The following is an 18256-nucleotide window of genomic DNA, read 5'->3' on the forward strand; positions in this document are numbered from 1 at the left end:
TCTGGTGTCGTCCAGCAGTCGGCAGACGCACTGCATGGCGCCGCCGCCGCGCTGCCGTCGCTGCCGCCGGCTCCGGCCGTGCCCGACATGGGCTTTTTGCACTTTGTCGCGCAGAGCGACTTCGTGGGCAAGAGCCTGTTCATCATCCTGATCCTGATGTCGCTGGTGACCTGGTACCTGATCCTGGTCAAGGCCGCCAGCAACGTCAGCATGCGCAAGCGTTCGGCCGACTTCCTGAACAAGTTCTGGAACGCCAGCTCGCTGGAGCAGGTCGAGCACGAAATCAGCACGCATGGCGCGCGCGATCCGTTCTCTCACCTGGCCAGCCACGCCATGCACGCGCAGGCGCACCACAACAAGTTCGGCGCGACCAAGCTGGAAGAGTCGGGCAGCAATTCCGATTTCGTCACGCGCACCATGCGCAAGGTCATCGACGAAGAAACCGCCAAACTGGAAAACGGCCTGACGGTGTTGGCATCGGTGGGCTCGACCGCCCCGTTCGTCGGCCTGTTCGGCACCGTGTGGGGCGTGTACCACGCCCTGGTGGGCATCGGCCTGTCAGATGGCGTGACCATCAACCGCATCGCCGGTCCGGTGGGCGAAGCCCTGATCATGACGGGCCTGGGCCTGGCCGTGGCCATTCCCGCAGTGCTGGCCTACAACACCTTCGTGCGCAACAACCGCGTGTTCCTGTCGCGCCTGGATGCGTTTGCCCATGACCTGTTCGCGTTCCTGACCACCGGCCAGCAAGTGTCGCTGTCCGACGGCAAGGTGCGCGCGCTGCGCCGCCAGAACGGTAACGGCGCTGCGGCTCAACGCGGGAGCGAATAATGGCCTTTGGCAGCTTCGACGGCAAAGGGTCCGGGAGCCATACGGTTTCCGAGATCAATATGGTGCCCTTGATCGACGTCATGCTGGTGCTGCTGGTGATCTTCATCATCACGGCGCCGCTTTTGGCGCACTCGATCAAGATCAACATGCCCCAGGTGGCCGCCGAGCAGATCGAGGAAGAACCCAAGACCGTGGACCTGGCGATCGATGCCAGCGGCGCGCTGTTCTGGGACGAAAAGCCGGTCAATATCGACGACCTGCCGAACCGCTTCAAGTCGATCGCCGGCACCAAGCCGCAACCGGAAATCCGCATCCGCGCCGACCAGAACACCCGTTACGAAACGCTGGCCAAGGTCATGGCCTCGGCTCGCCGCTCGGGGATGTCACGCATCGGATTCGTCACGACGCCGCCTTCCGGCGGAGCGGCCGCCACTGAGGCGCCTGCCACCGGCACCGGCGCCACCCCGGCTCCGGCCGGGGCACCGTCCGGCCGGTGAACGGATCCTGAGGATAGGGGCGCATTTCGCGCCCCTTTTTTTTCGGATCGCGCTAGAATCGCGGCATGCGAGTACTGGTAATCGAAGACGACACCACCCTGGGCCACGCGCTTCAGGAATTCCTGGCCGACCAGGGTTATGCGGTCGACTGGCTGACTGAAGGCGACCGTGTCCTGGGCGCTTTGGCGGGCCAGCCGTATGACCTGATGCTGCTCGACCTCAATCTGCCCGGCATGAGCGGGCTTGATGTGCTGCGGCAGCTGCGCCAGGACGGCAATCAGGTTCCAGTGCTGATCCTCACCGCCCGCGACGGCATCGAAGACCGCGTTGCGGGCCTGGACGCCGGGGCCGACGACTACGTCACCAAACCTTTCGAACTGCCCGAGCTGGCGGCACGGGTGCGCGCCTTTGGTCGGCGCCGTGCCGGCCAGGCGCAGCCGTTGATCGAAGTGGGCCCGCTGGTGTTCGACACGGTCGGCCGCGAAGTCCGCGCCAACGGCCAGCGTCTGTCGCTGTCCGTGCGTGAGCTCTCCGTGCTGGAGATGCTGATGGCCCGCGTGGGCCGCGTCGTGACCAAGCGCCAGATCGTCAACTCGCTGTCCGCCTGGGACGCCGATTTCAGCGAAAACGCTGTCGAAGTCTATGTGTACCGTCTGCGCAAGCGCCTGGAAGGCACGGGCGCCAGCATCCAGACGGTGCGTGGCTTCGGCTACATGCTGGATGTGGAAACGGCCTGACGGCCCGGTCGCGGCCGGCATGCTCCGGCTGCGCGCTTCCATCCGCTCAAGCGAGGGTATCGCGTCATGAAGCAGGAACGCACTCCTTCCGCTCTTCCGGCAGCACGCCCCTTGCTCCCTTCCCGTTCCCTGGCGCGGCATCTGGTGATCCGCCTGATGCCGCCGATCCTGCTGCTGGTCCTGCTGGACCTGGCCGCCACCTGGGTCATCACCCACAAGATCGACATGTCGCTCTGGATGCTGGAAGATTTCTTCTGGCTGATGGTGGTGGGGCAGGTGGCGCTGATCGCCTTGTTCACCTGGGTGGTGGTGCAGGGCGTGCGCTCGGGGCTGCGGTCCGTGAACCATCTGTCCGAAGAGATCCGCCAGCGGTCCATCGACGACATGCAGCCGCTGGAAGTGGCGGGCGTGCCGGTGGAGATCGAACCGCTGGTGACTCACACCAATGACTTGCTGCTGCGCCTGGACGCGTCGTTGGCGGCCCAGCGCCGCTTCATCGGCCATGCGGCGCATCAGCTGCGCACGCCCTTGTCCGGCCTGAGGCTGGAATCCGAACTGATGCTGGCCCGCCCTTTGCCTGACGACGTGCGGGCCCGCGCCGAGCGCATCAAGGCGGTCAGCGACCGCATGATCCGGCTGGGCCAGCAGTTGCTGGTGCTGGCACGCGCCGACCCCAATGCCCGTCCCCAGGACAGTTTTGTGCGTATCGACCTGTGCGAATGGGTGCGGGTGCATGGAGCCGAGTGGTTCCCGCGGGTGCGCGAGGCCCGTTACGAACTGGATCTGGTGGCGCCGGACGCGCCCATCTGGATCGACGCCGACCCCTTGCTGCTGGCCGAACTGCTGGGCAACCTGATCGACAACGCCTTGCGCTACGGCAACGAGACCGGGCGCATCACGCTGATCGTGGGCGCCAATCCGCCATCGCTGACGGTCGAAGACGACGGGCCCGGGATTCCCGCCGACGAGCGCGACCGCGTGTTCGAGGCCTTCTACCGGTCGCCCACCGCTACGGCGGGCGGCTCGGGGCTGGGCCTGGCGATCGTGCGCGAGATCGCGCATGCCCACGGCGCTTGGTGGAAACTGACCAGCCGCCCCGATTTCCCCGGCACTCGGCTGTCCGTCGTGTTTCCCGGCCCCCGCAAAGGGGCTCAACTTACCCGTCAAGAACCCACATCATGAGTCAATCCACGGCTGGTGTTCCTTCATCGCCCGGCGCGCATGCGGGCGGGGGGCACTCGCCCTCGTCGCGCGCGGCGCTCATCATGGGCGCGCTGGGCGTGGTGTATGGCGATATCGGCACCAGCCCGCTGTACACCTTGCGCGCCTGCCTGACGGGCCTGAGCGTGCACACCGACCTGGAACCCGCGCATCTGCTGGGTGTGCTGTCCATCCTGTTCTGGATGCTGATGGTGGTGGTGTCGCTGAAGTACGTGACGCTGGTGCTGCGCGCCGACAACCGCGGCGAAGGCGGCACGCTGGCGTTGCTGGAGCTGGCGGTGCGCAACCGCGAAGGCAAGATGCGTTGGGTGCTGATCGTGCTGGGGATTTTCGGCGCCGCACTGTTCTACGGCGACAGCATGATCACACCGGCCATTTCGGTCCTGTCCGCGCTGGAAGGGATCGGGATCGTGTCGCACACGCTGGATAGGTGGGTGGTGCCGGTCGCGCTGGTGGTGCTGGTGGCGCTGTTTGCGATCCAGTCGCACGGGACAGGCGTGATGGGCAAGCTGTTCGGCCCGGTGATGCTGGTGTGGTTCAGCACGCTCGCCGCGTTGGGCGCCTGGCAGATCTGGCAGACGCCGGAAGTGCTGTCGGCGTTGAACCCGATGTGGGGGCTGCGCTTCATCGTCGAATTTCCGTTGATCAGTTTCGTGCTGCTGGGCGCAGTCGTGCTGGCGTTAACGGGGGCCGAGGCGCTGTACGCCGACATGGGCCACTTCGGCCGGCCGGCGATCCGCAGCGCCTGGTTCAGCATGGTGCTGCCGGCGCTGACGCTGTGCTATTTCGGCCAGGGCGCGCTGCTGTTGCGCGATCCCAGTGCGATCCGCAACCCGTTCTTCATGATGGCGCCCGAGTGGGGCCTGGCGCCGCTGGTGGCGCTGGCGACGATCGCGACGATCGTGGCGTCGCAGGCGGTGATCTCCGGGGCCTATTCGGTGACGCGCCAGGCGGTGCAACTGGGCTTCTGGCCGCGCATGCAGATCCTGCATACGTCGGCGGTGGAGAAGGGGCAGATCTACCTGCCACAGGTCAACGCCCTGCTGCTTTGTGCGGTGTTGGTGCTGGTGCTGCTGTTCCGCAATTCTGACAATCTGGCCGCGGCCTACGGGTTTGCGGTGACCGGCACGATGCTGACGACGTCGGTGCTGGCGTTCGCGGTGCTGCCGCGCGGCACCACGGGCGTCAAGCGCATGCTGTGGTTCACGGTGCTGGGCTTGCTGCTGCTGTTCGACGTGCTGCTGTTTTCGGCCAACGTGTTCAAGATCCACGAGGGCGGCTGGTTGCCGCTGCTGGTGGCGATCGTGGTGTTTACGTTGATGATGACGTGGCGCCGGGGCCGGCATCTGCTGTCGGACATGCAGCATCGCGACCGGCAGCCGCTCAAGGAATTCATGGAGCAGCTGGAAGCGTATCCGCCGTCGCGAGTGCCGGGCACGGCGATTTTCATGACGATGAACTCAGGCAATGTGCCGCCGGCGCTGCTGCATAACCTGAAGCACAACAAGGTGCTGCACGACCATGTGCTGTTCCTGACGATCCTGGTGGCGGATGTGCCGTATATCTCGCCGGAAGAGCGTTTCGTGGTGAACAAGCTGAGCGCGTCCAGCTGGACGGCCACGATCAACTACGGTTTCAAGGAAGATCCCGACGTGCCGGACGCGTTGCGGCTGGTGGCCGAGGCATATCCGGAGTTGGATCTGGAGCCGATGCGGACGTCTTACTTCCTGTCGCGGCAGACGGTGGTGGCGGCCAGGAAACCGGCGTTGTGGCGGTGGAGAAGGGCGGTGTTCTCGTTCATGGCCCGGAATTCGACGCGGAGCACGAAGTTTTTCAAGATTCCGGCGAATCGGGTGGTGGAGATGGGGATGCAGGTGGAGTTGTAGTCTTTTTTTCTGCTGGGCGTTGTTGGTTCTTAAGACGCCCGGCCCGGCGGCGGCGCGGCAAGCGCGGGTCAACGATTGCGGTCCGGAGCCTTCGCTCCGGACTGCCCCGTCGTCATCTTCGTCACTGCCTCCGGCAGTTCCTTCAGATTCCCTCGGGCTTATCGACTCCCCACGCTTGCCGCGCCACCGCCAGGCCGGGCTTTGGTGGTTGGAACCTGACGTCGGCCGGGGCGGGTGGGGTGCTTGGGGTTCTGGGCTACAAGTGGGTGGTGGTGGAGGGTCTTGCGGGGCCCGCGCCAGGCCGGCCGCGCGGGCGGCCTTGTGGCGCTTACGCGGTGTCTTGCGTCGGGGGGCGCTTCGCGAATGTGGGGACGTAGGATGGGTGGAGCGCGGGGAAATTCTGCGCAATTGATCGGGTGCCCAACGCCCGCACAATGAAAAAAGCCCCTCGGTTTGCCGAGGGGCTTTTTTTCGGGCGGAAGAATTACTTCTTCTTGCCGTCGTCCTTCAACTGCGGCAGCGAAGTGCCGCTGGAGGCCAGGAGGCCGGTCTTGACGTAGGTGAACAGCTTTTCGCGGGTGTCGACGATGTCGAGGTTGCGCATGGTCAGCTGGCCGATGCGGTCTGCCGGGGTGAAGGGGGCGTTTTCCACCTTTTCCATGGACAGGCGCTCGGGGGCGTACGTCAGGTTGGCCGATTCGGTGTTCAGCAGCGAATAGTCGTTGCCGCGGCGCAGTTCGATGGTGACTTCGCCGGTGATGGCGCGGGCGACCCAGCGTTGGGCCGTTTCGCGCAGCATGATGGCTTGCGGGTCGAACCAGCGGCCTTGGTACAGCAGGCGGCCCAGCTTGCGGCCGTTTTCGCGGTACTGCTCGATCGTGTCTTCGTTGTGGATGCCGGTGACCAGGCGTTCATAGGCGATGAACAGCAGGGCCAGGCCCGGGGCTTCGTAGATGCCGCGGCTCTTGGCTTCGATGATGCGGTTTTCGATCTGGTCGCTCATGCCCAGGCCGTGGCGGCCGCCGATGCGGTTGGCTTCCAGCAGCAGTTCGACCGGGTCGCTGAATTCCACGCCGTTCAGGGCGACCGGCTGGCCTTCCTCGAAGCGGACGGTGACTTCTTCAGCCTTGACGGCCACGTCGTCGCGCCAGAACGCCACGCCCATGATGGGCTTGACGATGCGGATGCCGGAGTTCAGTTGCTCCAGGTCCTTGGCTTCATGGGTGGCGCCCAGCAGGTTGGAGTCGGTGGAATAGGCTTTTTCGGCCGACATCTTGTAGTCGAAGCCGGCTTGGCGCATGTATTCGGACATTTCCGAACGGCCGCCGAGTTCGTCGATGAAGCGCTGGTCAAGCCAGGGCTTGTAGATCTTCAGGTCCGGGTTGGTCAAAAGACCATAGCGGTAGAAGCGCTCGATGTCGTTGCCCTTGAAGGTGCTGCCGTCGCCCCAGATATTGACGTTGTCTTCCTTCATGGCGGCCACCAGCATCGTGCCGGTGACTGCGCGGCCGATCGGGGTCGTGTTGAAGTAGGTGATGCCGGCCGTCGAGATGTGGAACGCGCCCGCTTGCAGCGCGGCGATGCCTTCGGCCACCAACTGCGCGCGGCAGTCGATCAGGCGGGCGTTTTCGGCGCCGTAGGCCAGGGCCTTGCGCGGGATCTCGTCGTAATCGGATTCGTCGGGCTGGCCCAGGTTCGCGGTGTAGGCGTACGGGATGGCGCCGTTATTGCGCATCCACAGGAGCGCTGCGCTGGTGTCGAGGCCGCCGGAAAAGGCGATGCCGACCTTCTGGCCGGTGGGAAGGTTCGGGAGGATAGTGGTCATTGTTTGAGGTGAGACGCCAACAGGACTTTGACAGCAACGAGCCGCCAAACAAGAAAGGTGACTGCATTTTAACTCTTTTGCCCGGGCGGGGCGGCGCGCCGCTAGGCGGCAGGTGTGAACAGGCGGGCCAGTTCCAGTTTCTGGATCAACAGGCTGGTCGCCGTGGCCAGGCGCGTGGCCGGCCTGTGCCGGGCGCTGGCCAGCACCAGGTTGTTGGTGATCCTGGGTGAACCGATGTCGCAGAGTGACAGCGCGTGTTCGGCGGCGGGCCCCCGGGCGGCCGAACGCGGCAGGATGGCGTAGGCATCGCCTTGGGCCGCCAGCTCCACGATGGTCTGCACGGCGTCGACTTCGGCGGCGACCTTCAGGCGCACGCCCTGGGCGCGGCAGACGCTTTCCACCAGCGTGCGGATGGCGTTGGGCAGGCTGGGCAGCACCAGCGGATAGTCGCCCAGCTGCGCCACGGCCACGCGGGCGGGCAGCGGCGGTTCGTGCCCGGCGGCGGCGGCCAGCACCAGGTCTTCGCGGAACAGCGATTCATACGCCAGTTGCGGCGAGGGCGCCGGGTCGTACAGCAGCGCCAGATCTACCCGGCCGGCCAGCAGCCATTCGCGCACCTGCGCGCTCAGGCCTTCGGCGACGGCGATCGAGGCGTCGGGAAAGCTGCGGCGGAACGCCTGCACGAGCGGCGGGGTCAGCACGCGGGCGATGCGTGGGGGCAGCCCCACCACGACCTTGCCGGTCGGCGTTTCACGCAAGGTCTGCAGGTCTTCCTTGGCGCGGTCGGCCAAGGTCAGCAGGGCGCGGGCGTGCTCCAGGAAACGTAGGCCGGCCTCGGTGGGTTCGGCGCCGCGGCCATTGCGGTACAGCAGGTGCTGGCCCAGCTCCAGTTCCAGCAGGCGGACCTGCCGGCTGAGCGTGGGTTGCGCCACGTCCAGCATTTCGGCGGCGCGCGAGAAGCTGCGCCGTTCCGCGACCCTGACGAAATACTCGATCTGTTTGAGGTCCACTAGATATTCAATTTATGTATATCAGAAATCAAAGATATAGCATTGTTTGGCAGCCCGCAATCCAGGACGATGTCTTTTTTCCCGCAGGAAACCGCCGTGCCCGATTGCCGTCCTCCGCTTGCGTCACCCTCCCGTCCTCGCTATGCGCTGCCGCCGGGGGCTTGCGACACGCATTGCCATGTTTTCGGACCGGGCGACGTGTTCCCGTACGCCGACGGCCGCTCGTATACCCCGCCCGACGCGTCCTACGCGAAGATGGCGGCGCTGCACGCGCATCTGGGCGTCGAGCGTGCGGTGGTGGTGCAGGCCAATTGCCACGGGTCGGACCATCGGGCGCTGCTGGACGCGCTGGCCCGAAGCGGCGGCCGCTATCGGGGCGTGGCGTTGCTGGGGGCGGACGCCACGGCGGCCTGCGTGAAGTCGTTGCATGACGGCGGCGTGCGCGCCGCGCGCTTTAATTTCGTGCCCCATCTGGGCGGCGCGCCCGAGCCGGCGGTGTTCGACCATGTCGTGGCCTTGATCGCGCCGCTGGGCTGGCACCTGTGCCTGCATCTGGACGGCGCAATGCTGCCCAGCCTGTTGCCGCGCCTGCGGGCGTTGCCAGTGCCGTTCGTCGTGGACCATATGGGCCGGCTGAAGGCGGCCGACGGGCTGGAGTCGCCCGCGATGCGCGCCTTGTTGAGCTTGGCAGAGGTGCCGCAGGCCTGGGTGAAGGTGTCGGGAATCGACCGCATCGCCTCGGGCCGGCGTCCGTTCGCCGAAGGCATTCCGTTCGTGCGTGAGCTGGCCGAGGCCTTGCCCGACCGGACCTTGTGGGGCACGGATTGGCCGCATCCGAATGTGTCGGGCGACATGCCCGACGATGGCGAATTGGTGGACACGTTCTTCGACGCGTGTCCCGATGCCGGACTGCGCCAGCGCGTGCTGGTGGACAACCCGGCGCGGCTGTACGGATTCAAGTAGACGGCGCGGCCGTCACGGCAAGCAAAAGAACATTCCATTCAACGAGGAGACACCATGTTCAACAAGATTCTCTCGGCCACCGTGCTGAGTCTGGCCGCGTTCGGCGCGGCCCATGCCGACGGTCCCGTCCGCCTGATCATCGCGTTCCCGCCCGGCGGTCCGGTGGACCTGGTGGGGCGCGTGCTGGCCGAGCAATTAGGCAAAGAGCTCAAGCAGCAGGTCATCGTCGAGAACAAGGCGGGCGCCAACGGCAACATCGCCGCGGCGTACGTGGCCAAGGCGCCGGGCGACGGCTCGGTACTGTTTTTGACCAGCGTCGGCGCGGTCGCGATCAGCCCGGCGCTGTACAAGGACCTGCCATACGATCCAGTGCGCGATTTCGCGCCGGTGTCCAAGGTGGTGAACAACGCCACCGTGTTCGTGGTGAACCCGTCCAATCCGGCGACAGATGCCGCCGATTTCGTGAAGAAATCGCAGGAAGCCAAGCAATCGGTGGCAATCGGGTCGTCGGGGATCGGCAGCATTCCGCACCTGACGATGGAGATGTTCGCCGACGCCAGCAAGGCCAACGTGCTGCACGTGCCGTACAAGGGTGCGGCGCCCGTCATCAACGACGTGATGGGCAATCAGGTCGCCGGGTTCTTCGGCGATGTGCCCGGGCTGATCGGCCATATCCAGGGCGGCAAGCTCAAGCCGCTGGGCATTGCCGCGCCCACCCGCCACCCGCTGCTGCCGGACGTGAAGACGCTGGCCGAACAGGGCATCGCGGGCGTGGAATCGAATAACTGGTACGGCATCGTGGCACCGTCGGCCACGCCAGCGGCCACCGTCGACAAGCTGAACCAGGCGGTGCGCGCCGCCTTGGGCAACGAGGCCGTGCGCGCCAAGCTGGAGAAGTTCGGTGCGCAGGCCGCGCCTGGCTCGCCTCAGGAACTGGCCGCGTTGATCGCCTCCGACCGCGACAAGTGGACCGCGCTGATCCAGCGCAAGAATATTCGTCCGGAGTAAGCATGAGCGCAAGCCGAGTCACGCCCGTCCAGCCGGGCACCCGCCAGGAACTGGCCACGCTGGAGGCGCGCATCAGCGCCGCGCGCGGCCGGATCTCGCCGCTGTATCAGGTGCTGCTGAACAGCCCCGCCGTGGTCGAGGGCTGGGAAGCCATGCTGACCGCCATCCGCCAGAAGACGTCGCTGGCGCCGCGCCTGCGCGAGCTGATCATCCTGCGCGTGGCAACGTTGAACAACGCACCGTACGAGTTCGATGCCCACGTGCCGCACGCATTGGCGGGCGGCATGCCGCAGGCGGTGATCGACGCGTTGCGCGGCAACCCCGCGCCGGACGCCGTGCCGGGGCTGGCGCCCGGCGAAGCCGAGGTGTTGGCGCTGACCGATGCGATGACGCGCGATATCGAGGTGCCGGACGCCGTGTTCGCGCCTTTGCGCGCCCGTTACGACGACACGCAACTGGTGGAATTGACCGCGACGGTGGGCGCGTACAACATGGTGTCGCGCTTCCTGGTGGCGTTGCGCGTCGGCCATTGAAAGGAGAAGACCATGCAGGAAACGGTATTGCTGGTGTCGCTGGGCGAACGCTTTGACGAAGCCCGCGCGGCGGACATGGCCCGACGCTTGACCGACGGGTTGGCGGGGGTCGCGGTCAGCGCCTTCGCGGCGGTCGAGGAAGCGGACACCTACGTGTATCTGCGGGGCGCGCCGGACGCGTTGCCCGAGATCCAGGCGCGCCTGGCCGAGAGCTTTCCAGGCGCCCGGGCACGAGTGCTGCATCAGACCCTGGATCTGCCAGGCGCGTCGGCGGGGCAGGACGCCCCGTGGCACTACATCGTTGAAACCGATGTGCTGCCCGAAGCCGAGGCGGACCTGAACGCCTGGTACGACCAGGAGCATCTGCCGGGCCTGGCGTCGGTGCCGGGCACGGTGCGCGCGCTGCGCTACGAATGTCGCGACGAAGCGCCGCGCTATCTGGCCTGCTACGACCTGCACACCCGCGAGACATTCGGCAGTCCGCCGTGGCTGGCGGTGCGCGCCACCGACTGGAGCAGCCGCGTGCGGCCGTCGTTCCGCAATACGCGCCGGACGATGTTCAAAAAGATTCTGTAAACCCAGCGGGCGTCAGACCCGAACGGAGGAGACATGATGATGAAGCAATTGCTGGTGGGCCTGGCGCTGTCGTGCGCGGTCGCGGCGGCCTCGCCCGCGTTGGCCGATGCGCCTCGGCGCGTCAATGTGCTGGTGGGCAATGGCGCCAGCATTGAAGTGCTGGACCAGGGGCGGGGGCCTGCGCTGGTGCTGCTGCCCTCGCGCGGCCGGGGCGGGGACGATTTCGATGAACTGGCCGGGCGCTTCGTGCAGGCCGGCTACCGCGTGCTGCGGCCGCAGCCGCGCGGCATCGGTGGCAGCACGGGGCCGATGTCCGGCATCACGCTGCACGACCTGGCAGAGGACCAGGCGGCGGTGATCCGCAACGTGGCGCGCCAGCCGGTGGTGATGGTGGGCCATGCCTTCGGTAACTGGGTGGCGCGCACGACGGGCGTGGACCATCCCGAACTGGTGCGAGGCGTGGTGATCGTCGCCGCCGCGGCCAAGCAGTATCCCAAAGGCCTGAGCGAGCATGTGGACCGCAGCGCCGACCTGTCGTTGCCGGATGCCGCACGCCTGACGTCCATCCAGTACGCGTTCTTCGCGCCGGGTAACGACGCCCGCGTGTGGTTGAACGGCTGGTACCCCGACGTCAGCGAAAGCCAGCGGCTGGCGGGCAAGGCCACGCGGCAGTCCGACTGGTGGTCGGGCGGGGCCAAGCCCTTGCTGGACCTGCAGGCGGGGCTGGACCTGTTCAAGCCGCCCGCGACCCGCAACGAGATCAAGGACGAATTCGGCAGCCGGGTGTCGGTCGTGGTGATCGACGGGGCAGGGCACGCGCTGGTGCCCGAGAAGCCTCAGGAAGTGGTCGACGCCATTGCGGCGTGGGAACGCACGCTGCGCTGATTGCCGCGTGCACCCAAAGCCAAGGGCCTGGATACCGCAAGATATCCAGGCCCTTTTGTCGTGCCGGACCGGTTTACTTGATCTGGCCCAGCAGCAGGAATTCCATCAGCGCCTTCTGCACGTGCAGGCGGTTTTCGGCTTCGTCCCAGACCACGCTTTGCGGGCCGTCGATGACTTCGCCGGTGACTTCCTCGCCGCGGTGGGCAGGCAGGCAGTGCATGAACACGGCTTCGGCGTCGGCCGCGGCCATCATTTCGGCATCCACGCACCAGTCGGCGAATGCGGCGCGGCGCTCGTCGTTTTCGGCTTCGTAGCCCATGCTGGTCCAGACGTCGGTCGTGACCAGGTGCGCGCCTTGGCAGGCCTCCATGGGGTCCTTGAACTGACGCAGCACCTTGGGCGACGGCGTGCCGATGCGAGAGGCCTCAAGCTCGTAGCCAGCGGGCGTGGACACATGCAGCGTGAAGCCCAGCATTTCGGCGGCATGCAGCCACGTGTAGGCCATGTTGTTGGCGTCGCCCACCCAGGCCACCGTCTTGCCGGCGATGGGGCCGCGGTGTTCGATGTAGGTGAAGATGTCCGCCAGGATCTGGCAGGGGTGGAACTCGTTGGTCAGGCCGTTGATGACGGGCACGCGCGAGTGCGACGCGAAGCGTTCGATGCGGGTCTGCTCGAACGTGCGGATCATGACGATGTCGACCATGCGCGAAATGACGCGCGCGGTGTCTTCGATGGGCTCGGAACGGCCCAGCTGGGAATCGTTCGAGGTCAGGTTGATGACCGAACCGCCCATCTGGTACATGCCCGCTTCGAAGGACACGCGGGTGCGGGTGCTGGCCTTTTCGAACACCATGGCCAGCGTGCGGTCGTGCAGCGGCATGTGGGGTTCGTAGCGCTTGAATTTCTCTTTGATCAGGCGTGCGCGGTCCAGCACGTAAGCGATCTCGGCGGACGAGAAGTCCTTGAACTGGAGGAAATGCCGCAACGGGCCGTTTTGAGTCGTGGGAGGAGTCATGGTGATGTCGCAGGTCATTGGACCCGGCCGGGCTCGTGGCCCGGACGGGAATAGGATGTTTCGGCCAGGAACTGTTGGATGAGCGGAACCAGCGTGTTGACGATCTGGTCCGCCTCTTGCCGGGTCAGGATCAAAGGCGGCAGCATGCGGATGACGCGGTCGCGCGTGACGTTGATGAGCAGGCCGGCCTCGAGCGCGCGTGTGGCCAGCACGCCGCAGGGGCGCGCCAGCTCGATGCCCAGCATCAGGCCGCGGCCGCGGACTTCAGCGACGCCGTCGGTGCCCGCCAGGGCGTGGGCAAGCGCGTCTTTCAGGTACGTGCCCACCGTATGGGCGTTGTCCAGCAGGCGCTCGGATTCCAGGGCGTCCAGCACGGCCAGCCCGGCTGCGCATACCAGCGGGCCGCCGCCGAACGTGGTGCCGTGGCTGCCCGGGGTGAAGACGCCGGCGGCGGGGCCTGCGGCCAGCATCGCGCCGATCGGCACGCCGCCCGCCAGGCCCTTGGCCAGCGTCATGACGTCGGGCGTGATGCCCGCCCACTGATGGGCGAACCATTTGCCCGTGCGCCCGATGCCCGATTGCACTTCGTCGATCATCAGCAGCCAGCCGCGCTCGGTGCACAGGCGGCGCACCTCTTGCAGGTAGGCAATGTCGGACGGGCGGATGCCGCCTTCGCCTTGCAGCACTTCCAGCAGCACCGCCGCGGTGCGCGGTTCGGCGTCGCCCGCGGCGCGCACCGCGTCGATGTCGTTGTAGGCGACCTGGATGAAACCGGTCGGCAGCGGTTCGAAACCCTTGCGCGCCTTGTCGCTGCCAGTCGCTGCCAGCGTAGCCAGTGTGCGGCCATGCCAGGACGAGTCCATGGTGATGATGTGGGCGTGTTTGTTGCCGCGCTGATAGGCGTAATAGCGCGCCAGCTTGATCGCCGCCTCGTTGGCTTCGGAGCCGCTGTTGTTGAAGGCGACTTCCTGCATCCCGGACAAGGCCGTCAGGCGGGCGGCAAGCGCCGCCTGTTGCGGCACTTCATAGATGTTCGACGTGTGGATGACGCGCGCGGCCTGCTCGCTGATGGCGGCGACGAGCTTCGGGTGGGCATGGCCCAGGCATGACACGCCGATGCCGGCCAGCGCGTCCAGGTACTTGCGGCCATCGGCATCCCACAACCAGACCCCCTGGCCGTGCGTGAACGCAACCGGCAGGCGGGAATAGATATTGGCCAGAGGCGAGGTCATTGCGGATCCTCCTGGGGGATTACCAAAAATGCCGGCCCTTTTTGATGGTGTTTCCTGTCAGAAACGCCATTTGGAAGAGGGCAAAGGATCAATCATATACAATTCGCGGCGCAGGGCGCATGTTTGATCACGCCGAAGATCCGGCTTTCGTGAAAGGCGCGCTGTAGTGAAAGAACTCATGGCAACTCGCGTCAGACAATTCGTAATTCATGGCGTTACCGAAAGCGGTAGCCGATTCCGCCCCAGCGATTGGGCGGAGCGGCTCGCCGGCGTAATGGCACAGTTCCGGCCCGCCGGCTGTGCCGGTAACCACCTCACCTATTCGCCCTACGTGCTGCCCGTCGTCATCGACGGCGTGCGCGGGATCGTGGTCGACCTGCGTTTGCGCGACCTGGAACCGCTGGCGTACAAGTTTGTGGTGGATTTCGCTCGCGACAACAACCTCAAGACGGAAGAACGCGAAATCTAGGCCCCAGAACCGAAAAGCGCCCCGACCGGGCGCTTTTCTCATTCTTGGGGGCTCTGCACGCCCATCGGGCGGGCCCGACCCTACGCGGCCCATCCGTGCGCGAGGCCCCTGCGATGCGTTCAGGTCCCGTAGCGGTCCAGGATCTTGCGGATGTCGCGCACGCCCGAGCCATCCGTGCTCAGCAACGCCCGCGCGGTGACGGACTCCAGGTGATGCTCCAGCAGGTGCAGCACGTGCTTTTCATCGCGTGCGCGCAGGCCTTCCACGATCTCCATGTGCTCGCTGACCGCGCATTCGCTGGAATGCGGGCGGCCGTAAAGCGCCAGGATCAGCGAACAGCGCGAGACGATTTCGTTCACGTAGCGGGCATATACCGCATTGCCGGACAACTCGGCCATCAAAATGTGGAATTCGCCCGATAGCCGGATGGATTCGTTGGTGCTGTTGCGCTTGCGGGCCTCTTCCTCTTGCGCCACGTGCTGCGCCAGACGCGTCAGTCCGGCTTCGGTGATGTGCTTCAACAACCGGCGGGCCACGTCACGCTCGAGGCAGCGGCGGGCTTCGAAGATGTCATGCGCCTCTTCCAGGCTGGGACGGGCCACGGCGGCGCCGCGGTTTGGTCGCAAATCCACCAGGCCTTCGCTGAACAGGCGCGTCAATACCCCCCGCACGATCGTCCGGCTGACGCCAAAGCGCTCACCGATTACGTCTTCCGGCAGCTTGTCTCCGGGTAGCAGCGCTTGCTCGATGATGGCGCGGCGCAAATTAATGTATACGATTTCGCTGCGGTTTATGTCTTTCTTGGCGGGCTCATCAGCCGGCGGCGCGAGAGGTTTCATCTTCTTCTTGGGCTCCTGGGCATGCGCGTTTTCATTGTATCGGTAAGGGTCCGGCATCCGCTGCCGGCGCGCACGGCGGGGTGTAGGCAAGCATACTACATCGGGCGATAAGGGTTAGCGATAGCTTGAAGGCGAGATTGAAGCGCGTACATTGTCGGCATAAATCGTATACAAACATTTATACAAAAAAGAACGGATAAGCCCGATTCATGTGATTTGTTTGTATACAAATTGACTGAGGTTTGTTCCATGTCCGCCTTGCCCGACGCCGTCGCCTTCGATCGGCCCGCTTTCACGCCATACCGCCTGTTGGTGGTCAACGGCAACACCACGTCTGACCTGACCGGCAGCTTGGCCGAGCAGGCCCGCGCCTTCTTCGGGGGCGCCGCACAGGTGCATGCGGTCACCGCCGCGTTCGGGCCGGCCTACATCGCCAGCCGCGTCGAGGCGACGGTGGCCGCCCATGCGGTCCTGGAAACCGTTGAACGCGAAGTGGCCCGGACCGAGGCCCCGTTCGACGCCTGCCTGTTGGCCTGTTTCGGCGAGCCCGGCATTGGCGCGGTGCGCGAATGCCTGCCGGTGCCGGTCGTGGGCATGGCCGAAGCCTCCATCATGGCCGCCATGCAACGCGGCGACCGCTACGCCATCGTGACCGTGGGCCAGCGCTGGCCCGGCATGCTGCGCGAGCAGATCCGGCAATTGGGGCTGGAGTCCCGCTGCGCGGGCATCATCGCCTTGCCCGGCAACGCGCTGGACTACGTGTCGCGTTCACCCGAGTCGGCAGCCGAAGTCAGCCGTGCGCTGGACGCCGCCGTGGCGCAGGGCGCCGACGTGGTGATCGTGGCGGGCGCGGCGCTCGCCGGCTACCTGCCTGCGCTGCCGCGCCGGCCGGCCGTGCCCATCATCGATTCCTACCGCGCGGCCCTGGCCCAGGTGCTGGCCCTGGCCTCGCTGGACCGTGCGCAGCGCCTGACCGCAGCGGCCTGATCCGCCCGGCCCGATCGCTTCACACATCGCGCCGGGCCCGCTCCCGGCGACAGCAAACCGGTATTTCAGACCGATAGACAAGGGAGAGTTGCAGCCATGAAGACGTTGCTCAAATGGACCGCCGGAGCCGTGATCGCGCTGTCCGCCATCACCGGGGCCTCCGCCGCCAATACGCTGAAGTGGGGCGCCGCGCGCGACCTGGATTCGCTGGACCCGTATTCCTACGGCAGCACGTTCAACCTGGCGTTCCTGAACCATGTGTACGAAGCGCTGATCCGCTACGACGACAAGTTCAATATCACCCCGGCGCTGGCCGAGTCCTGGGAAGCCACGTCACCCACCGTGCTGCGCTTCAAGCTGCGCCAGGGCGTGAAGTTCCATAACGGCGCGCCGTTCACGGCCGACGACGTGGTGGCCTCGATGACCCGGGTGTCGGACGACGCCTCGCCGCTCAAGGGCAACCTGCCCGCCTTCAAGGCGGTGCGTAAGGTCGACGATTTCACGGTCGACATCGAGATGACGCATCCGTATCCGCTGATGCTCAACGACCTGACCAACATCTTCATCTTCAACCGCCAGTGGCTGGTGGACAACAACAGCACCAAGCCGACCGACGCCGCGAAAAAGATCGAAGGCTACGCCACGCACAACGCCAACGGCACGGGTCCGTTCAAGGTCGAGTCTTACCGCCCCGACACGCGGACGGTGCTGGTCGTGAACAAGGACTGGTGGGACAAGCCCCGCCACAACCTGGACCGCATCGAATTCACGCCCATCGCCTCGGCGCCGACGCGCGTGGCGGCCCTGTTGTCGGGCGACATTAATTTCACGGAAAACGCGCCGCTGCAGGACCTGGAGCGCCTGCGCGCCGCGCCGAACGTAAAGGTGCTGGCGGCGACCGAACTGCGCACGCTGTACTTCGGCTTCAATCTGGGCGACAAGCTCGTGGGCTCCAACATCACGGACAAAAACCCGTTGAAGGATGTGCGCGTGCGCCAGGCGCTGTACATGGCGCTGTCGCCCGACCTGCTGCAAAAGCGGGTGATGCGCGGCTTGTCGCGCACGACAGGCGCGCTGGTGGCGCCGTCCATTCCGGGATACGAGGCCAAGCAGGAAGAGCGGCTGCCGTTCGATGCGGCCCGCGCCAGGAAGCTGCTGGCTGATGCCGGCTACCCCGACGGGTTCACGCTGTCTTTGCTGTGCTCGAACGACATGTTCGTGAACGAGGAAGAACTGTGCCAGGCCGCCGCGTCGATGTGGGCGCGGATCGGCGTGAAGGCCACGCTGGCCAGCGGACCGCGTTCGTTGCAGAACCCCAAGCGCTCGCGCGGCGAGTTCGACATCACCATCCACGGCTGGGCCAACGAGCCGCAGATCGACGCGCTGTCGATCCTGCTGCAAGTGATGCACAGCCGCACGGGCCCGGCGGGCGTCTTCAACTGGGGCCAGTGGGGCGACGCTGCGCTGGACGCGAAGATCGATGCCGCCGCCGCCGAGATGGACCGCCCAAAGCGCATTCAGATGATGGCCGAGGTGTTGCAGACGCTGCATGACGACGTGCGCTTCCTGCCGCTGCACCAGCAGCCCATGGCCTGGGCCGTGGGCGCCAAGGTGGGCGACGTGCTGCAGATGCCGGACAACAAGGCCCGGCTGTGGAATGTGCGCATGCAGTGATGCGTGCCTGAGCGGGCCGCCGTGCGCCGACTGGGGCGCGGCGGCCTGGAGTCCGACATCGGGTGTGA

General features: G+C 66.0%; 18 protein-coding genes. 13 read left to right on the forward strand and 5 right to left on the reverse strand.

Annotated elements, in window-relative coordinates:
- From HG262_RS27445 to HG262_RS27465, 5 genes are all read left to right on the forward strand, one after another.
- Positions 1 to 831, forward strand: an 831-nt coding sequence (locus tag HG262_RS27445; protein WP_169274021.1) for a MotA/TolQ/ExbB proton channel family protein, incomplete at its 5' end; no start/stop codon positions are given.
- Positions 831 to 1328 (forward strand): biopolymer transporter ExbD, encoded by a 498-nt coding sequence (locus HG262_RS27450; RefSeq protein WP_169274022.1) that lies wholly within the window; start codon positions 831 to 833, stop codon positions 1326 to 1328. The genes HG262_RS27445 and HG262_RS27450, both read left to right, overlap by 1 nt.
- A gap of 65 nt (positions 1329 to 1393) precedes the next feature.
- The gene (locus HG262_RS27455; protein WP_006218435.1) at positions 1394 to 2065 is read left to right on the forward strand and encodes a response regulator transcription factor; all 672 of its coding nucleotides are present in this window, start codon (positions 1394 to 1396) and stop codon (positions 2063 to 2065) included.
- A 66-nt stretch (positions 2066 to 2131) separates the two neighbouring features.
- Positions 2132 to 3247, forward strand: coding sequence for a HAMP domain-containing sensor histidine kinase (locus HG262_RS27460; RefSeq protein WP_248293519.1), 1116 nt, complete (start codon positions 2132 to 2134; stop codon positions 3245 to 3247).
- Positions 3244 to 5172, forward strand: a complete 1929-nt coding sequence (locus HG262_RS27465) for a potassium transporter Kup (RefSeq protein ID WP_169274023.1) — start codon at positions 3244 to 3246, stop codon at positions 5170 to 5172. The genes HG262_RS27460 and HG262_RS27465 overlap by 4 nt, the downstream gene beginning before the upstream one ends.
- A 484-nt stretch (positions 5173 to 5656) precedes the next feature.
- On the opposite strand, the gene argG is transcribed toward HG262_RS27465, so the two are convergent.
- Both argG and HG262_RS27475 read right to left on the reverse strand, forming a co-directional pair.
- Positions 5657 to 6997 (reverse strand): argininosuccinate synthase, encoded by a 1341-nt coding sequence (gene argG / locus HG262_RS27470; RefSeq protein WP_006224929.1) that lies wholly within the window; start codon positions 6995 to 6997, stop codon positions 5657 to 5659.
- 101 nt (positions 6998 to 7098) lie between these two features.
- Positions 7099 to 8007, reverse strand: a complete 909-nt coding sequence (locus HG262_RS27475; RefSeq protein ID WP_169274024.1) for a LysR family transcriptional regulator — start codon at positions 8005 to 8007, stop codon at positions 7099 to 7101.
- A gap of 96 nt (positions 8008 to 8103) precedes the next feature.
- Here HG262_RS27475 and HG262_RS27480 point away from each other — a divergent pair, with 96 nt between their 5' ends.
- From HG262_RS27480 to HG262_RS27500, 5 genes are read left to right on the forward strand one after another with little or no spacing between them, the layout of a single operon-like run.
- The gene (locus HG262_RS27480) at positions 8104 to 8970 is read left to right on the forward strand and encodes an amidohydrolase family protein (protein ID WP_348984431.1); all 867 of its coding nucleotides are present in this window, start codon (positions 8104 to 8106) and stop codon (positions 8968 to 8970) included.
- 54 nt (positions 8971 to 9024) lie between these two features.
- Positions 9025 to 9978 carry a tripartite tricarboxylate transporter substrate-binding protein gene (locus tag HG262_RS27485; RefSeq protein WP_169274026.1) on the forward strand — a complete coding sequence of 318 codons (954 nt, stop codon included), beginning with the start codon at positions 9025 to 9027 and terminating at the stop codon, positions 9976 to 9978.
- A 2-nt stretch (positions 9979 to 9980) separates the two neighbouring features.
- A complete protein-coding gene (locus HG262_RS27490) occupies positions 9981 to 10511 on the forward strand; it encodes a carboxymuconolactone decarboxylase family protein (RefSeq protein WP_169274027.1) in 531 nt (176 codons plus the stop codon).
- A 12-nt stretch (positions 10512 to 10523) separates the two neighbouring features.
- Positions 10524 to 11087 carry a DUF4286 family protein gene (locus HG262_RS27495; protein WP_169274028.1) on the forward strand — a complete coding sequence of 188 codons (564 nt, stop codon included), beginning with the start codon at positions 10524 to 10526 and terminating at the stop codon, positions 11085 to 11087.
- 33 nt (positions 11088 to 11120) lie between these two features.
- Positions 11121 to 11972: an alpha/beta hydrolase gene (locus HG262_RS27500; RefSeq protein ID WP_211187802.1), complete on the forward strand. Its 852-nt coding sequence runs from the start codon at positions 11121 to 11123 to the stop codon at positions 11970 to 11972.
- A gap of 73 nt (positions 11973 to 12045) precedes the next feature.
- On the opposite strand, the gene argF is transcribed toward HG262_RS27500, so the two are convergent.
- A complete protein-coding gene (gene argF, locus HG262_RS27505; RefSeq protein ID WP_169274029.1) occupies positions 12046 to 12987 on the reverse strand; it encodes an ornithine carbamoyltransferase in 942 nt (313 codons plus the stop codon).
- A gap of 14 nt (positions 12988 to 13001) precedes the next feature.
- A complete protein-coding gene (locus tag HG262_RS27510) occupies positions 13002 to 14219 on the reverse strand; it encodes an aspartate aminotransferase family protein (RefSeq protein WP_169274030.1) in 1218 nt (405 codons plus the stop codon).
- Between the two features lie 178 nt (positions 14220 to 14397).
- On the opposite strand from HG262_RS27510, the gene HG262_RS27515 reads away from it, so the two are divergent.
- Entirely contained in the window at positions 14398 to 14688 is a 291-nt protein-coding gene (locus HG262_RS27515; protein ID WP_013392635.1) for a DUF3579 domain-containing protein, read from the forward strand.
- Between the two features lie 119 nt (positions 14689 to 14807).
- Here the strand turns inward: HG262_RS27515 and HG262_RS27520 are convergent, their stop codons facing one another.
- Complete coding sequence (locus HG262_RS27520; protein ID WP_169274031.1) at positions 14808 to 15527, reverse strand: GntR family transcriptional regulator; 720 nt, start codon at positions 15525 to 15527, stop codon at positions 14808 to 14810.
- Between the two features lie 249 nt (positions 15528 to 15776).
- Here HG262_RS27520 and HG262_RS27525 point away from each other — a divergent pair, with 249 nt between their 5' ends.
- Together HG262_RS27525 and HG262_RS27530 are read left to right on the forward strand one after the other, a co-directional pair.
- Entirely contained in the window at positions 15777 to 16514 is a 738-nt protein-coding gene (locus tag HG262_RS27525; protein WP_169274032.1) for an aspartate/glutamate racemase family protein, read from the forward strand.
- Positions 16515 to 16610: 96 nt separating this feature from the next.
- On the forward strand, positions 16611 to 18188 hold the full coding sequence (locus HG262_RS27530; RefSeq protein ID WP_169274033.1) for an ABC transporter substrate-binding protein: 1578 nt from the start codon (positions 16611 to 16613) through the stop codon (positions 18186 to 18188).
- Positions 18189 to 18256: the final 68 nt, after the last annotated feature.

The sequence above is a fragment of the Achromobacter sp. Bel genome, from assembly GCF_012928505.1.
Lineage (GTDB): Bacteria > Pseudomonadota > Gammaproteobacteria > Burkholderiales > Burkholderiaceae_B > Achromobacter.

What these genes read in the sequence shown, in the direction of transcription:
- HG262_RS27450 (WP_169274022.1), top strand. Translation starts at nt 831, where the DNA reads ATGGCCTTTGGCAGCTTCGACGGCAAAGGGTCCGGGAGCCATACGGTT.
- HG262_RS27455 (WP_006218435.1), top strand. Translation starts at nt 1,394, where the DNA reads ATGCGAGTACTGGTAATCGAAGACGACACCACCCTGGGCCACGCGCTT.
- HG262_RS27460 (WP_248293519.1), top strand. Translation starts at nt 2,132, where the DNA reads ATGAAGCAGGAACGCACTCCTTCCGCTCTTCCGGCAGCACGCCCCTTG.
- HG262_RS27465 (WP_169274023.1), top strand. Translation starts at nt 3,244, where the DNA reads ATGAGTCAATCCACGGCTGGTGTTCCTTCATCGCCCGGCGCGCATGCG.
- argG (WP_006224929.1), bottom strand. Translation starts at nt 6,997, where the DNA reads ATGACCACTATCCTCCCGAACCTTCCCACCGGCCAGAAGGTCGGCATC.
- HG262_RS27485 (WP_169274026.1), top strand. Translation starts at nt 9,025, where the DNA reads ATGTTCAACAAGATTCTCTCGGCCACCGTGCTGAGTCTGGCCGCGTTC.
- HG262_RS27490 (WP_169274027.1), top strand. Translation starts at nt 9,981, where the DNA reads ATGAGCGCAAGCCGAGTCACGCCCGTCCAGCCGGGCACCCGCCAGGAA.
- HG262_RS27495 (WP_169274028.1), top strand. Translation starts at nt 10,524, where the DNA reads ATGCAGGAAACGGTATTGCTGGTGTCGCTGGGCGAACGCTTTGACGAA.
- HG262_RS27500 (WP_211187802.1), top strand. Translation starts at nt 11,121, where the DNA reads ATGATGATGAAGCAATTGCTGGTGGGCCTGGCGCTGTCGTGCGCGGTC.
- argF (WP_169274029.1), bottom strand. Translation starts at nt 12,987, where the DNA reads ATGACTCCTCCCACGACTCAAAACGGCCCGTTGCGGCATTTCCTCCAG.
- HG262_RS27510 (WP_169274030.1), bottom strand. Translation starts at nt 14,219, where the DNA reads ATGACCTCGCCTCTGGCCAATATCTATTCCCGCCTGCCGGTTGCGTTC.
- HG262_RS27515 (WP_013392635.1), top strand. Translation starts at nt 14,398, where the DNA reads ATGGCAACTCGCGTCAGACAATTCGTAATTCATGGCGTTACCGAAAGC.
- HG262_RS27520 (WP_169274031.1), bottom strand. Translation starts at nt 15,527, where the DNA reads ATGAAACCTCTCGCGCCGCCGGCTGATGAGCCCGCCAAGAAAGACATA.
- HG262_RS27525 (WP_169274032.1), top strand. Translation starts at nt 15,777, where the DNA reads ATGTCCGCCTTGCCCGACGCCGTCGCCTTCGATCGGCCCGCTTTCACG.
- HG262_RS27530 (WP_169274033.1), top strand. Translation starts at nt 16,611, where the DNA reads ATGAAGACGTTGCTCAAATGGACCGCCGGAGCCGTGATCGCGCTGTCC.